12 protein-coding genes are annotated in these 15,120 nt (G+C 54.6%); 11 read left to right on the top strand and 1 reads right to left on the bottom strand.

Features of this window, described 5'->3' with window-relative positions; all coding sequences use genetic code 11:
• Positions 1 to 93 precede the first annotated feature (93 nt).
• Positions 94 to 1,380, bottom strand: coding sequence for a solute carrier family 23 protein (locus P1P89_07160; GenBank protein ID MDF1591277.1), 1,287 nt, complete (start codon positions 1,378 to 1,380; stop codon positions 94 to 96).
• Positions 1,381 to 2,195: 815 nt separating this feature from the next.
• Here P1P89_07160 and mraZ point away from each other — a divergent pair.
• The 11 genes from mraZ to murC all read left to right on the top strand — a co-directional run bounded on the left by mraZ (position 2,196) and on the right by murC (position 15,116).
• A complete protein-coding gene (gene mraZ, locus P1P89_07165; protein MDF1591278.1) occupies positions 2,196 to 2,639 on the top strand; it encodes a division/cell wall cluster transcriptional repressor MraZ in 444 nt (147 codons plus the stop codon).
• Between the two features lie 3 nt (positions 2,640 to 2,642).
• Complete coding sequence (rsmH, locus tag P1P89_07170) at positions 2,643 to 3,581, top strand: 16S rRNA (cytosine(1402)-N(4))-methyltransferase RsmH (GenBank protein ID MDF1591279.1); 939 nt, start codon at positions 2,643 to 2,645, stop codon at positions 3,579 to 3,581.
• 8 nt (positions 3,582 to 3,589) lie between these two features.
• Complete coding sequence (locus P1P89_07175) at positions 3,590 to 3,886, top strand: cell division protein FtsL (GenBank protein ID MDF1591280.1); 297 nt, start codon at positions 3,590 to 3,592, stop codon at positions 3,884 to 3,886.
• Positions 3,883 to 5,628 (top strand): penicillin-binding protein 2, encoded by a 1,746-nt coding sequence (locus tag P1P89_07180; protein MDF1591281.1) that lies wholly within the window; start codon positions 3,883 to 3,885, stop codon positions 5,626 to 5,628. Before P1P89_07175 ends, P1P89_07180 begins: the two co-directional genes overlap by 4 nt.
• Positions 5,625 to 7,223, top strand: coding sequence for a UDP-N-acetylmuramoyl-L-alanyl-D-glutamate--2,6-diaminopimelate ligase (locus tag P1P89_07185; protein ID MDF1591282.1), 1,599 nt, complete (start codon positions 5,625 to 5,627; stop codon positions 7,221 to 7,223). The genes P1P89_07180 and P1P89_07185 overlap by 4 nt, the downstream gene beginning before the upstream one ends.
• Positions 7,224 to 7,253: 30 nt before the next feature.
• Positions 7,254 to 8,696 (top strand): UDP-N-acetylmuramoyl-tripeptide--D-alanyl-D-alanine ligase, encoded by a 1,443-nt coding sequence (locus P1P89_07190; protein MDF1591283.1) that lies wholly within the window; start codon positions 7,254 to 7,256, stop codon positions 8,694 to 8,696.
• A 1-nt stretch (position 8,697) separates the two neighbouring features.
• Positions 8,698 to 9,777, top strand: a complete 1,080-nt coding sequence (mraY, locus tag P1P89_07195) for a phospho-N-acetylmuramoyl-pentapeptide-transferase (GenBank protein ID MDF1591284.1) — start codon at positions 8,698 to 8,700, stop codon at positions 9,775 to 9,777.
• Between the two features lie 140 nt (positions 9,778 to 9,917).
• Positions 9,918 to 11,276 carry a UDP-N-acetylmuramoyl-L-alanine--D-glutamate ligase gene (gene murD, locus P1P89_07200; protein ID MDF1591285.1) on the top strand — a complete coding sequence of 453 codons (1,359 nt, stop codon included), beginning with the start codon at positions 9,918 to 9,920 and terminating at the stop codon, positions 11,274 to 11,276.
• A gap of 12 nt (positions 11,277 to 11,288) precedes the next feature.
• Complete coding sequence (gene ftsW, locus P1P89_07205; GenBank protein MDF1591286.1) at positions 11,289 to 12,404, top strand: putative lipid II flippase FtsW; 1,116 nt, start codon at positions 11,289 to 11,291, stop codon at positions 12,402 to 12,404.
• Entirely contained in the window at positions 12,401 to 13,561 is a 1,161-nt protein-coding gene (gene murG, locus P1P89_07210) for an undecaprenyldiphospho-muramoylpentapeptide beta-N-acetylglucosaminyltransferase (protein ID MDF1591287.1), read from the top strand. Before ftsW ends, murG begins: the two co-directional genes overlap by 4 nt.
• Positions 13,562 to 13,745: 184 nt before the next feature.
• Positions 13,746 to 15,116 carry a UDP-N-acetylmuramate--L-alanine ligase gene (murC, locus tag P1P89_07215; protein MDF1591288.1) on the top strand — a complete coding sequence of 457 codons (1,371 nt, stop codon included), beginning with the start codon at positions 13,746 to 13,748 and terminating at the stop codon, positions 15,114 to 15,116.
• Positions 15,117 to 15,120: the final 4 nt, after the last annotated feature.

The following is a 15,120-nucleotide window of genomic DNA, read 5'->3' on the forward strand; positions in this document are numbered from 1 at the left end:
ATCAATGCCAATCTTTTGATTATTGTCAAGTGTTGAGACCCGACCCCGTTGTCTCGACCCCGTTGTCTGCGATAAAACGCGGGGAGTTTCACTTCAGCGTTTAAAGACCACATGTTCCAGCGCGAGCACCGCCGCAACGCCCACCACGAAGCCGTTTCCCAGAATCGGTCCGAGAACTGCGGGAAAGGTAGCGATGACCGCCCCCGGCAGAAAGGCGACCACGGTGCCCAGCAGCACCGGGAGACCGATCACCAGGCCGCTGTTGAATTCAAAGCTGCCGCCGGTTTCAGCCTGAAACGCCACCACAAGGGCAGCGGCAATCTGGGAGGAAAGAATATAGGTCAGCACACAGCCGATGAGCACCGAGGGGACATAGGCGATAACACCGATAAAGCCCGGAAAAAACGCCAGGAGCCCCATGATCGCCGCTGCGGGCAGAAGGGCGAAGCGTGAGGCGCAGCCGGTGGACGCGATCACCCCGGGGCTCAGCGAAAAGTTCACAATCCCCAGGACCCCGAAAAAACCGGCAGCGACATTTGCCAGTCCGGTAATCGCAATCCCCCAGGTCACCCGGCCGCCCGTTTCCGGAAGATCCAGCAGGGCGTGCATCGACTGGATCGATCCGAGATCGTTGATCGACAGCGCCACAAAGCAGAAAAGAAAAGAAATCAGCACACCCGGCTCTAAAACTAAACCCAGGGTCATCCGGCTGAAAAATCCGGAAATGAATGACGTCTGGGAAAACAGGCTCCGGGTCGCGGCTTCCGGAAACAACAGAAGGTAAGCCCCGCTGCCCAGGAGCATGGACCAGATGATCAGGGTTGATTTCCAGACCCCGGTCAGCACCCGGTGAAGCAGGAACATCGCCGAGATCATGGCCAGAGCGAAGGTAAGATTGGATAGCGGCGCCACGCCGCTTTTCGCGTCGGTTATCAGGTTGAGGATCGTGGGGGTGAGGGTAAGGGCGATCAGCATCAAAACCGTGGCGACGACCCTTTTGGTAAAAAGTTTCTGGATGAAGCCGAACAGGCCGCTGGCGGCGATTATGGCAAGGACCACCCCCCCGGCCATGATCGACGAATAGATGGCATTGATTTCAAAACCCCGACTGGAGATAACGCCGATGAGCAGCACCGTCGCAGGTCCGCAGATCACCGGCAGGCGATGGCCCCACCATAACTGGCAGGCAAGGGTGACCCCCGTCAGAAAAAACATCTTCTGGAGGTAGACGATCAAATCGGCCGGCCGGCTGAAATTCAGACTGCCGGCCACTTTTCCGAGGATAATGATCAGGGAGATCGCGATGGCCGCCCATTGAAGGCCGTAAAGAAATGATTTGGCAAAGGGCGGGCGCTGCTCCAGGCTGTATTCGAATTTCATGCTGCTGCTTTCCACGGGTTTCCTGTGTTGAATACCGATGGGGATGCCAACAAGACCTGTTCTTGACTCTTGATTATAGTACCCAGATATTTTTATGCATTTTTTGCCTTTTCCGAATGTTTTCTGTTTTTATGCGTTACAGTTTGCCGTAAAGCGGTCTTGGGCGAACCTCTCCCCCTTAAAAACACAAAACCCCTTCTTCTCATTTAAAAGAAAAAGGGGTTTTCAGATTCGATCGCCATTGATCAATCCTTTACAAGCATGAAGCCATCAGGCCCGGATGACGGCGGCGCTTCCTGTACTATTTGTGATACTTTTTGTTACGCCAACTTATTTGATTTGTCAAGGATATTGAAAGATTAAGAGCGGGGGATCCCGCAAGGATTCGAGGGTTCGAGGATTCCAGGGTTCAAGTAAAATGCAAATAGGTTGGGAGGCTGATGAGCTGTTACGCAAGATGAGCTGCGATAAGAAATAGAACATTAATGTTTAGACAGGATTGAACCGCGAAGGCGCAAAGGACGCAAAGGGGTTTTGGTTTGTGCCGGGCCTGCAAGAAAGATACAGGCGCGGCACTCGCCATGCCCTGCCGGGCAAATGCCATTCCCCGGAACCCTTGAATCCCTGACCCCTTGACCCTTTTTTTTAAAATACAACCACAATCCTCCACATCAGTTTTTTATTTGTCTTGACCATTTAAGCTTTTTTAATTATTATAAAAATCAAATTGATTATTTTATTTTTTCCTTGACAGTTGCACCAAAATATAGTTTATTGTGTGAAAAGTGGTTTAAAGTGGTTTAACGGGGTGTAATATGTTTCGCGGAAGTTCCTTTCATACCCTTGACGCAAAGGGACGCATTATCGTGCCGGCCCGCTTTCGGGATATCATCCGGGCCAATGGCGACGGGGTCATGGTGTCCCGGATGGACAGCTGTCTGCTGGCCTATACCTTCCCTGAATGGCACCGGATTGAGAGCCGGATCCTGGCCCTGTCCGAAAAGAGCGAAACCATGCGCCGGTTCAGACGGGTGTTCATCGGGGGCGCTTTTGAATGCACCTGCGACAAGCAGGAACGGATCCTAGTTCCCCCATCCCTGCGGCAATATGCGGAGCTGGACAAGGAAATCGTCCTGGTGGGGGTGTTGGATCACTTTGAAATATGGGCCCGCGACAGATGGGATAGCGAAAATACCCACATGGAAGACGACATGACCAAGGAGGTTGTCCGCAACGAAATCGCAAAACTGGGGCTTTAAGCCATGCCCTATCGACACATCCCCGTTATGCCGGCGGAAGTTCTGCATTATCTCGACTGCCGACCAGGGACAATCCATGTCGATGGGACCCTGGGGGGCGCTGGCCATGCGGTGATGGTTTTAGAAAAAATTATGCCGGGCGGGTTGTTGATCGGCATTGATCAGGACCGGGATGCCATCCAAAACGCCGAAACGGTTCTGGGCGACCATGCCGCTGATGTTCGGCTGTTTCAGGGAAACTTTGTGCGGCTCCCTGATTTTCTGTCGCAACTCAATATCGCCGGGGTCGACAGCATCCTTTTGGATCTTGGCATTTCGCTCTACCAGATTGAATCCAGCGGCCGGGGGTTTAGCTTCATGACGGACGAACCGCTCGATATGCGCATGGATGTCACAGCACGCACCAAAGCTGAAGATATTATCAATGGCGCGGAGGAAAAAAATCTTAGGAAGATTTTCCAGGAATACGGGGAGGAACGCTGGGCGCGGCAGATTGCCCGGAATATTGTAGCGGGGAGAAAAGAGAAAAAAATCACCTCGAGCCGACAGTTGGCAGAAATTGTAAAGAGCGCTGTTCCCAGAAAGGCATCCCTTTCTCAACGGATTCATCCTGCAACGCGTGTATTCATGGCGCTGCGAATTGCCGTCAACCAGGAACTCGAAGTGTTGGCGTCATTTCTGGATGGCGCAATGGATTTCCTGAATCCGAAGGGCCGTCTCTGTATCATCTCGTTCCATTCCCTGGAAGACCGCATCGTCAAGCACCGCTTCAAAGCCATGGAAAAGGGATGCAGCTGTCCGCCGCGATTTCCGCAATGCGTCTGTGGTCGAACAAAATTGGTGCGGTCCCTGACGCCGAAGGTTGTAAGGCCGACAGATGCAGAAGTTCGTAAAAATCCCATGGCCAGGAGCGCCCGCTTGCGGGCCTTTGAAAAACTTTAGGGGTGTCAATGGCAGCCAAACCCAACCGAAAAATCCAACCGCAGCAATCCATCGGCGTGTGGATTGTGTTGCTGGTGGTCTTGATCTCGGAGATGCTGCTGTATACTTGGAGCCGGGTCCAGTGCACGCGCCTGGGATATGGCATATCCGTCGCCATTGAAAAGCAGCGGGAGCTGCTGCTGTTGCAAAACAATTTGAAAATCGAACTGGCGCGTCTGAAGTCGCCCGACCGCATCACCAAAATCGCCAGGGAGCAGCTGGGACTAAGACAGCCAAAACCGGAGCAAACAGTCATTATCCCATGAAAGCGACAGAGAACAGCCATTTAAAATATATCGGGTTGCGCACCTTTCTGGTGGGCCTGATGTTTACCCTTCTTTTCGGCGCCATCGGGGCAAAAGCAATGGTCGTCCAGGTCTTCCGGGGCCCGTGGTTATCCCAAAAAGCGGCCGATCAATATGAAGCCTCCTTTCAGCCTTATGGAAAGCGCGGCACCATCTATGACCGCAACCACAAGGAAATGGCCGTTAGTATAGAGGTGACCTCCATCGCCGCTCATCCGCAACTTATGGAAAATCATAGGGCTGCGGCCAAAGCGCTGGCCGCTAAATTAAAACTGAAAGAAGGCGCACTTTACCGCCAGTTAGCTTCCAAAAAGCCGTTTGTCTGGATCAAACGCCAGGCGACCCCCAAAGAAACCGAAGCCGTCCGGGCGCTGAAACTCAGCGGCATCGTATTCAAGCCTGAGCAGAACCGTTTTTATCCCAACCGTTCAATCGCCGCCCAGGTCCTAGGGTTTTCCGGAATCGACGGCAACGGGTTGGAAGGGGTCGAGTACTATTACGATGACTATCTGAAGAGTACCAATGGAAACCTGACGGTTCTGCGGGACGCGCTGGGTCGCGAAATCGTTGCCGAAAAAGACATTGCACCGGATCAAAGCGGGAAAAATATCATTTTAACCATCGACCGGACCATTCAATACATCGCTGAAAGCACGCTGGCCGATACGGTCAAGGAATTTGAGGCCGTCTCAGGGGTAGCTATCGTGATGGTGCCCAAAACAGGCGCCGTTCTGGCCCTGGCGCACGTGCCGCTTTTCAACTCCAATACTTATCAGGATTTCAGTCAGCAGCAATGGCGCAACCGGGCGATTACAGACCCCTTTGAACCCGGCTCGACCATGAAGATATTCAGCGCCGCCGCCGCCATCGAGCGGGGCAACAGCACCCCCAATTCCATTTACTTTTGCGAAAACGGTGAGTACCGCATCGGCAGCAACATTATCCATGACACCCGCCCCTACGGCTGGCTGTCGTTGCAGCAGATCGTCAAATATTCCAGCAACATCGGTATTGCCAAAGTGGGTGAACTGATGGGTGCGGAAACCCTTTTCATGACCCTGCGCGATTTCGGGTTCGGCGAAAAAACAGGGATCGACAGCCCGGGGGAGACCTCCGGCAGTCTGTCCTCTCACAAGTACTGGTCCAAAATAGATGCCGGCGCCATTGCCTTTGGCCAGGGCATTTCAGTGTCCGCCATCCAACTGGCAGCAGCCGTCGGCGCCATTGCCAACGACGGCATCCTGATGCGGCCTTACATCCTCCAGGCCATAACGGACAATAACGGTCGCTTGATACGGAGCACACAGCCCCAGGCGGTTCGCAAAGCGATTTCGCCCCAAACGGCCCGGGTCATAAAAAAGATCCTGCAAACCGTGACGCAGGAAGGAGGAACCGGTACCGATGCCGCCATTGAAGGGTTTACGGTCGCCGGCAAGACCGGAACCGCCCAGAAAACGGATGAGAGCGGCACCTACGCCAAAGGAAAATATATTGCATCTTTTGTCGGCTTTACACCGGTTGAAAATCCGGAGATTGCGATTCTGGTGATGGTCAACGAACCCAAGAAACACCACTATGGCGGGACTGTCGCAGCCCCGGCGTTTAAAAAAATTGCCATTGAAACATTGAACTATCTCAACATAACCCCGGACAAGAGCAAGCACAATTTAACGGCTGCCCTTCAGGATGAGGTCAACGGGTGAAACTCTCCGGTTTATTAAAAACAGATGCACCATCCCCGGACAGCGATACCACTGTCGTGACGGTTCCCTTGGGATTGGAATCAATGCCGGATGCCGACCCTGAGATCAGCACCATCCATTATCGCGCCCAGGATGTGCAGTCGTCGGGACTTTTTGTCGCCATCCCCGGCCTGGCGGTGGACGGCCACACCTATATTGATGCGGCCATCGACAGGGGCGCCGCCGCTATTGTGGCCCAGCGGCCGGTTCAAAAAAATATTGTGACGGTTCAGGTTCAAAACACGCGAAAAGCCCTGGCCCGAATCGCCGGCCGATTCTACCAGAACCCGTCCCAAGGGCTGTGCATGATCGGCATCACCGGCACCAACGGCAAGACAACCACGGCATTTTTAATTGAAAGCATCCTTGCGGCCGCCGGTTATTCCGTCGGCGTGATTGGAACCATCGACTACCGCTTCGCCGGCAGACATTATGAGAACCCGGTTACAACACCGGAATCCCTTGACCTGCAGCGAATTCTGGCCCTAATGCGACAGCAGGGTGTCAGCCATGTGGTCCTGGAAGTGTCATCCCACGCCATTGATCTTCACCGCATCCTCGGCTGTCAATTCGACATCGGCGTGTTTACCAATCTCACCCAGGACCATCTGGATTATCATGGCGACATGTCGCACTACTGGGGCTGCAAGAAAAAATTTTTCACGGACCATTTAAGCACCGGACCCAAAAAGGAAAAAGCGGTTGCCGTTGTCTGCGCCGATCATCCTGAAGGCGAAGAACTGCTGGCCGCCCTCGACATCAAAACCCTGTCCACCGGATATTCCCAAAGCTGTCTGATCAAACCCGATCATACGGCTGTGGATCTATCCGGCATCAGCGCCGACATTTCTTTTCCCACCGGACGCATTAAACTCAAATCCGCATTGATCGGCGCCCATAATCTGGAGAATATGCTGTGCGCCGTGGGCGTGGGGCTGGCCCTGAATATCCCCCCTGAAACAATCCGCACCGGCATCGAAAGCCTGACGCATGTGCCGGGACGGTTGGAACACATCGCAAATACCGTTGACCGCTTTGTGTATGTTGATTATGCCCATACACCGGATGCCCTCAGGAATGTCCTATCGGCGCTGCGATTAATATCCGAAAACAGAATCATCTGCGTGTTTGGCTGCGGCGGGGATCGGGACAGGAGCAAGCGGCCCCTGATGGGTGAAATTGCCGGACGCATATGCGATCTTTCCATTATCACGTCGGACAATCCGCGCACAGAGGATCCGATCCGTATTATCAGCCAGGTCCGCGACGGCATCCGTTTGACATCCGCGGCTGAATTCAGCGCGGCTGAAATTGCATCCGGTTTCGGCAAAAAAGGGTTTGTGGTGGAACCGGACCGCAAAGCGGCCATCCGTCTGGGGCTCTCGGTTTCAAGGCCCGGCGATATCATTTTAATTGCCGGTAAAGGCCATGAAACCTATCAAATCGTGGGAAAACAAAAGCAGCCGTTTGATGATCGCAGCGAAGCCCGTCAGGCCCTGGCAACCCTCGGCGAGGGCTCGGTAGAATCTGCTGCAACCAGAACTGTTAATGGTTGAAGGGAATTTGAAACCGCTATGCTGGCTTTAATGATGTTACAAGATAGTCCTTCGGTCTCCGGGCCGATCCCCTGGACGACAGCCGACCTGCTGGCGGCCACCGGCGGCGACCTGTTGAGCGGGGATATGCGGCAGTTCTTTGGGGACATTTCCATCGATTCCCGCAGCATCGCCGCCGGCAGTTTGTTTGTCGCCATCCGGGGCCAGGTCCATGACGGTCATCGGTTCATACCCCAAGCGTTGGCCGCAGGCGTTCGCGGCATTATCGTGGACGGATCAATGCGCGAAACCCTGGCCCTCGATATCTTAAAAAAGCAAGGGGTTGTTGTGATTGCCGTAAAGAATACCACCCGGGCTTTGGGTGATCTGGCAGGATTTAACCGCAAGCGGGCCGGGATTTCCGTTGTTGCCATCACCGGATCAAACGGCAAGACCTCCACCAAGGAAATGACGGCCGCGGTGGTCGCCCAACGATTTCGGGCCCTAGCCACCAGCGGCAATTTAAACAATGAAATCGGACTGCCGCTGACGCTCCTGAAGCTTGAGCCCCGGCATCAATGGGCGGTGCTTGAACTGGGCATGAACCACGCCGGTGAAATCCGCCGGCTGGCGGAAATCTGCCGGCCGGATGTGGGCATCATAACCAATATCGGCCGTGCGCATCTGGAGGGATTGGGGTCCTTAGACGGCGTCATGCGGGCCAAGGGGGAACTTCTGGAAAAAATAAACCCGGGGGGAAGGGCCGTCTTAAATGCCGATGACCCCCGGGTGATGGAACTGGCGAAAAAAACAGATCTGGCCGTCACGTTTTTCGGCTTTTCCGAAGATGCGGCTGTCCGCGCTCTGGCAGTCAAAAGCACCGCTGCGACCGTCAGCTTCCGCCTGATTCTGCCGGCCGAAGAAATCAACATCACCCTGGCTGCTGCCGGACGATTTATGGTTTACAACGCCCTGGCCGCCGCAGGGGTCGGTTTAACCTTGGGATTTTCAGCAGCGGAAATCAAGACCGGCCTGGAAAGTTTCAAGGCTGTCGGCGGCCGCATGAACATCATTCAAACCCGGAAAAACGTTTCCGTCGTCGATGATACCTATAACGCCAATCCGGCGTCCATGCAGGCGGCCATCGCCGCTTTAGGCGAATTGAAGGGAAACAAACGCGGCATCCTGGTGATAGGCGACATGCTGGAGCTTGGCCACGGGTCTGAAACCCTTCACAGAGAGATCGGTGCGTTCAGCGCCCGGGCCCACACCGACCGGCTGTATCTCACCGGAGACTACGCCGAAGCCGTTAAGGCCGGCGCACTGGAAGGGGGGACGGACGCCGGGACCATATTCAGCGGCACTCATGCAGAAATCCTGGCGGATCTGACCGGGCGCCTGAAAACAGGCGACTGGGTCTTGGTGAAGGGCTCCAGGGGCATGGCAATGGAAAAAATCGTCATCGGCCTCAAGGTCTGGGGAGATACGCAATAATATGTTTTATTATTTTTTATATCCGCTGAGCTCCACCCTGTCGGTGTTAAACGTTTTTCGTTACATCACGTTCCGGACGATCTACGCCAGCCTGACGGCCTTTCTCATTTGTTTTCTGCTGGGGCCCTGGGCCATCCGAAAATTAAGCAGCCTGCAGGTGGGGCAATATATCCGCGATGACGGCCCGCAGTCCCATCTTACCAAGGCCGGCACGCCCACCATGGGGGGCGCGTTGATCATCTTTTCAATTGCGCTGTCCACGCTCCTGTGGGCCGACCTGACCAACGCCTATGTCTGGATCGTCCTGCTGGTGACGGTGGGCTTCGGCACCATCGGTTTTACCGATGATTATTTAAAGCTGGTCAAAAAACAGAGTAAAGGGCTGGGGGCGCGCAGCAAATTCCTGGCGCAATCCGTTCTGGCCCTTGCCACCGGTCTGCTGGTCTATTGGAGCCTCGACTTTAATACAATTGTAACCATTCCATTTTTTAAAAAAGTTTCACCGGATCTCGGCTGGGGTTACATTCTTTTTGCGGCGTTTGTGATCGTGGGCACTTCCAATGCGGTCAATTTAACCGACGGGCTGGACGGCTTGGCCATCGGACCGGCCATCATCGTGGCGGCAACCTATATGATCTTCGCCTATGTGGCCGGGCATGTCCGGATTGCAGACTATCTACAGATCAATTATGTCGCCGGCAGCGGCGAACTGGCGGTTTTCTGCGGCGCCATCGCCGGCGCCGGGGTCGGATTTCTGTGGTTCAACACCTACCCGGCCCAGATTTTTATGGGGGACGTGGGGTCGCTCTCCCTGGGAGCGGCCATCGGTTCGGTCGCGGTCATTACCAAGCAGGAAATTCTGCTGGTCCTGGTGGGCGGGCTTTTTGTCATCGAAGCCCTATCGGTCATCTTTCAAGTGGCTTTTTTTAAAATGACCCACGGCCGCCGCATATTCAGGATGGCGCCCCTGCATCATCACTTTGAACTAAAAGGGTGGGCCGAGCCCAAAGTGATCGTCCGCTTCTGGATCATTGCGATTATCCTGGCACTGATTGCCATGAGTACGTTGAAGTTGAGGTAAGGAATAAAAATTTAATCTTGCAGGTTACGGGCTGACGGCATGTACATTTAACTATCGCGGAAACAAAAAAAGGCAACAACTAACCCTAAACAGACGGCAAAAAACAAAACGGCCCGTAACCTGCAAACTTATATAGCAGAATGAATCTGACAAATACACATACCCTGGTTGTCGGTCTCGGTGTCACCGGCGTTGCCCTGGCGAAGTTTCTGAAAAAAAACGGCGCCAGCGTCACCGTAACGGACATTTCAGGTGAAGCGGCCCTGGGACCCCGGCTTGCAGCCGTCCGGGAAATGGATATCCGCCTGGAATTGGGCGGCCACCGTCCGGAATCATTTAAACAAGCGGAGCTCATTGTGTTAAGCCCGGGAGTTCCCCACACCCTTGGTGTCATTGAATCCGCAAGGGCCAAAGGGGTTCCGGTCCTGGGAGAAATTGAACTGGCCAGCCGGTTTATCCGGGAGCCGCTTGTCGCAATAACCGGCACAAACGGCAAAACAACCACAACCGCGCTTCTGGGGGAAATGTTGAAAAAATCCGGACTGCGGGTGTTTGTGGGCGGCAATATCGGCACCCCTCTAATCAGTTATCTGGAGGGAGCGCAAAAGGCTGATGTTATTGTGGCCGAGATCAGCAGTTTTCAGCTCGACACCAGTGAGCATTTCAAACCCAAGGTGGCGGTGCTGCTCAACATTACCCAGGACCATCTGGACCGGTATGCGGACTTTAATGCCTACATCCGGTCCAAGGGCCTGATATTTAAAAATCAGCAGGAGGACGACGTTGCCATATTAAACGGAGCGGACCCGCACATCCGCTCCTTGAGCAGCGGCATCAGAAGCCGGCAGCTTTTTTTCAACCATCACAAGAACGCTGGAACAGAGCCGGTTGAGGGCGCCGTGATCGACAGCCGCGAAATTGTCCTGCTGACAAAAGAAAGCGGGCGCCACTCGCTCCCCGTGGACGGGATCCATCTGCTGGGCAGGCATAACCTTGAAAATGTGGCCGCGGCATCCCTGGCGGCGCTGGCAGCCGGCGGCAACTTTGCCGGGATCAACGCTACCGCAAATGAATTCAGGGGGCTGCCCCACCGGCTGGAGCATATTGTCACCCGAAAGGAGGTTCGTTATTTCAACGACTCCAAATCCACCACCCCGGATTCGGTTGTGCGGGCGCTGGAAGCCTTCAGCGAACGGATCGTTCTCATCATGGGCGGACGTGACAAGGGCAGCGACTTTGGGTTGCTAAAAGAGCCGGCAAACCGGCAGGTCAAGCACCTGGTCGTCCTGGGAGAGGCCAAAGACAAGATCCGGTCGGCACTGGACCGTCAGGTACCGATATCAACGGCAGACACAATGGCGACGGCCGTTTTTGAGGCTGCCCGGGCGGCCGCCCCCGGGGATGTTGTCCTGCTGTCACCCGGTTGCACCAGTTTTGACATGTATCAAAACTACGCGGAACGGGGCAGGGATTTTTCTGAACAGGCTAAAAAACTGTAACGGGAAACCACCATGGCCATAGAGAAGCAGAAGACCGCGTCATTGAGATACGACATCCTGCTGCTGTTTCCGGTACTGCTGCTGGTGGGAATCGGTATTGTCATGGTTTACAGCGCCAGCTCGGCCCTGGCGCTTAAAAAATTCGGTACGGAGTATTTCTTTTTAAAAAAACAGGCCATTTTCGCCATGGGGGGCATTATCGCACTGGTGATATACAAGCATATCCCTTACCGCTGGTATCGATTTCTGGCATATCCGATCCTGCTGTCGGCGCTGGGTTTTCTCATTGCCATCCTGGTTTCGGGATTGGGTTCCTCGGTGGGGGGGGCCACCCGCTGGCTGCGCTTTGGACCGGTGTCCTTTCAGCCTTCGGAATTCGCGCGGTTTAGCGTTGTCATCTTTATGGCCTATTCCATGAGCAAAAAAAAGGATCTCCTTAAAGATTTTTATATCGGATTTTTGCCCCATGTGCTGGTGCTTTCGGCATTTACCGTGTTGATATTTCTACAACCGGATTTTGGATCGGTCGTTATTTTAGCGGCATTGACATGGATCATGCTGTTTGTCGGCGGCGCGCGCCTGCTGCACCTGGCCTCGTCCCTGCTGCTGGTCCTGCCGGTATTATACTACTTTATGATTCATGCGGAATACCGCGTAAAACGGATTATGAGCTTTCTGGATCCCTGGCAGTATCCCACCGAAGAGGGATACCAGATCATTCATTCCCTGATGGCTTTCGGCACCGGCGGGATATGGGGCGCCGGCATCGGCAAGGGTTACCAGAAGTTGTTTTACCTGCCGGAACCCCATACCGACTTTATATTTTCGGTTATCGGCGAAGAGCTGGGACTCGTGGGCATTTTCCTGATCCTGGGGCTCTATAGCGTGATTGTCTGGCGCGGCCTTGCCATCGCCCGGAACACCGACGACCTGTTCGGATCGTTTGTTGCGCTCGGGCTGACCTCGGCTCTGGCGCTCCAGGTTGTTGTCAATATGGGGGTTTGCCTGGGGCTTTTACCGACCAAGGGACTGACCCTGCCGTTTTTAAGCTACGGCGGGACTTCCCTGCTGATCAACATGGCGTCCATTGGAATACTGATGAATATCGAAACTGCCAGGGCCCGATGAATCAACATGCTGCCAAAAGCCAAAATAATAACGCCGCCGCTATTCCCGGCGACGCACTGGGGATCATTATTGCGGGAGGCGGCACCGGGGGGCACCTGTTTCCGGGAATCGCCATCGCCCAGGAATTCATGGCCCGCAACCCCCGCAATCGGGTCCTGTTTGTCAGTACCGGCAACCCCATGGAACGGTCGGTATTGGCAAAGGCGGGGTTCAGTCTCAAAACCATTGCGGCGGAAGGCATCAAAGGGCGGGGCATCTTCAATCAGGTTCAATCAATGCTGAAGATCCCCTGGGGAATAGCAGGGTCCGTCCGGGTCATCCGCGCGTATCGTCCGGATGTGGTCTTGGGGGTCGGGAGCTACTCCTCGGGACCGGTTGTCATGGGAGCATGGCTCATGGGCATTAAAATCGCGTTACACGAGCAAAACATATTGCCGGGGATGACCAACCGGATGTTGTCCCGTTTTGCCCGGCGCATTTTTGTTTCATTTAAAAATGCCTGCGCCCCTTTCAATCAGGCCAAGGTATGTGTCAGCGGAAATCCGGTCAGAAAGGAAATACGGGCACTGAGGGCGCACCCGGAAGCGGCCGGAAGCGCCCCGCAGCCGAAGGAGCAATTCCGGGTTCTGATCATCGGCGGCAGCCAGGGCGCCCACCGCATCAACCTGGCTGTCATGGAGGCGCTTGGGCATCTCAAGGACAAGGACCGCTTCTATTTCGTCCATCAGACCGGCATTCAGGATGAAGCGGCGCTGAAACAGGCCTATCAGGAAGCCGGCGTGGCGGGTTTGGCGGCGCCCTTCTTTGACGATATGGCGCATCAGTATGGAGCGGCCGATTTGGTTGTCTGCCGGGCCGGCGCAACCACGGTAGCGGAGATCAGCGTTGCTGCAAAAGGCGTGATATTTATCCCGTTTCCCTATGCCGCCGACAATCATCAGGAATTCAACGCCCGGGCATTATCGGAAACAGGAGCGGCTGAAATCATGCTGGAAAAAGATCTCGACGGCCGCGCTTTGGCCCGGCGCATTGAATATTATGCCGCCAACCCCGAAGCCCTGAGGCGCATGTCCCAAAAAGCCGGCGCCCTGGGCCGACCGGACGCGGCCCGGGTGATTGTGGATGGGTGTTATGAGTTGGCATTGGAACGAAATTAAGGACTGTTAGATGGGGTTATCTGCCAAAGGATTAGGATTCAAGGGGCCAAGGGTTCCAGGGGTCAAGTGAAATGAAGGAAACCCTTGAACCCTTGAACCCCGTCCTGCCTCGGCAGGATTGAACCCTTTCTCCTAAGATGATCGGGAGAAAACGCTGTTATCAGAGAAGGAATAAAAATCGAGAATGTATCTTAAAAAATACCATATCCATTTTGTCGGCATCGGCGGCATCGGTATGAGCGGCATTGCGGAATTGTTGCTCAACCTCGGCTACAAGGTGTCCGGTTCCGACATTAAATTATCGGATATCACCGACAATCTGGAGCGGCTGGGCGGCGTGATTCATGAAGGCCATGCCGAGAGCCACACCATCGGCGCCGATGTCGTGGTGACCTCTTCCGCCGTCAATGCGGAAAATCCTGAAGTTGTCGCCGCCCGCCGGGCATCCATCCCGGTCATACCCCGGGCCGAAATGCTGGCCGAGCTCATGCGCTTAAAATACAGCGTAGCCATTGCCGGCGCCCATGGCAAGACCACCACCACCTCGATCATTGCGTCCGTCCTGGCAAAGGGGGGGCTGGATCCCACCGTGGTCATCGGCGGAAAATTAAAAGGGATCGGGTCAAATGCGGTACTGGGCAAGGGTGATTTTATCGTGGCGGAAGCGGATGAAAGCGACGGGTCCTTTCTCAAATATTCACCCGCCATCGCGGTGGTTACCAATATCGACCGGGAACATCTGGATTTTTATGCGGACCTTGACAGCATCAAGGATGTCTTTATTAATTTTATCGACCGCATACCGTTTTACGGCCTGGCGGTCCTGTGTCTGGACAACGAATCCATCCAGAACATCATTCCCAGGGTTCAGAAGCGCTATACCACCTATGGCATCAGCACCCAGGCTGATTTCCAGGCCCGGGAGATCCTCTTTGAAGGCTTAAAGAGCAGGTTCAGCGCCTATCATCTCGGCCGAAAGCTGGGCGACATCACCGTCAACCTGCCCGGCATTCACAATGTTCTCAACTCCATGGCCAGCATCGCCGTCGGCGTCGAACTGAACATTCCCTTTACGGTCATTAAAAGCGCGCTGGAAACCCTTGGCGGCGTCCAGCGCCGCCTGGAAATTAAAGGGGAAACAGCCGGCATCACGGTTCTGGACGATTATGGCCACCATCCCACAGAGATCAAAACCACATTGCAGGCCATAAAGGAAAGCTGGCCCGGCCGCCGGATTGTGGTTGCCTTTCAACCCCATCGGTTTACGCGCACCCAGGCCTTGTTTGGCGAGTTTACGCGCGCTTTCTATCAGTCGGATCTGCTCATGGTCCTGCCGATTTATCCGGCAGGCGAAAAGGTAATCCCGGAGGTGGACGGTCCGGTGCTGTGTGAAGCCATCAAGGCCCATGGACACAAAGAAGCGCATTATTGCATAGACTTCGCGGCCGCCATCCGTTTATTTGAAAAAGTCTTAAAAAGCGGCGACATTCTGCTGACCTTGGGGGCAGGTGACGTTTGGAAAATCGGTACACAAATTTTATCTTTAAAGTTCTGATGAG

It is taken from the genome of Desulfobacterales bacterium, from assembly GCA_029211065.1.
Classification (GTDB): Bacteria; Desulfobacterota; Desulfobacteria; order Desulfobacterales; family JARGFK01; genus JARGFK01.

Bases quoted from the DNA above. Each gene is read 5' to 3' on its own strand.
- P1P89_07160 (MDF1591277.1), bottom strand. From the start codon at position 1,380: ATGAAATTCGAATACAGCCTGGAGCAGCGCCCGCCCTTTGCCAAATCA.
- mraZ (MDF1591278.1), top strand. From the start codon at position 2,196: ATGTTTCGCGGAAGTTCCTTTCATACCCTTGACGCAAAGGGACGCATT.
- rsmH (MDF1591279.1), top strand. From the start codon at position 2,643: ATGCCCTATCGACACATCCCCGTTATGCCGGCGGAAGTTCTGCATTAT.
- P1P89_07175 (MDF1591280.1), top strand. From the start codon at position 3,590: ATGGCAGCCAAACCCAACCGAAAAATCCAACCGCAGCAATCCATCGGC.
- P1P89_07180 (MDF1591281.1), top strand. From the start codon at position 3,883: ATGAAAGCGACAGAGAACAGCCATTTAAAATATATCGGGTTGCGCACC.
- P1P89_07190 (MDF1591283.1), top strand. From the start codon at position 7,254: ATGATGTTACAAGATAGTCCTTCGGTCTCCGGGCCGATCCCCTGGACG.
- mraY (MDF1591284.1), top strand. From the start codon at position 8,698: ATGTTTTATTATTTTTTATATCCGCTGAGCTCCACCCTGTCGGTGTTA.
- murD (MDF1591285.1), top strand. From the start codon at position 9,918: ATGAATCTGACAAATACACATACCCTGGTTGTCGGTCTCGGTGTCACC.
- ftsW (MDF1591286.1), top strand. From the start codon at position 11,289: ATGGCCATAGAGAAGCAGAAGACCGCGTCATTGAGATACGACATCCTG.
- murG (MDF1591287.1), top strand. From the start codon at position 12,401: ATGAATCAACATGCTGCCAAAAGCCAAAATAATAACGCCGCCGCTATT.
- murC (MDF1591288.1), top strand. From the start codon at position 13,746: ATGTATCTTAAAAAATACCATATCCATTTTGTCGGCATCGGCGGCATC.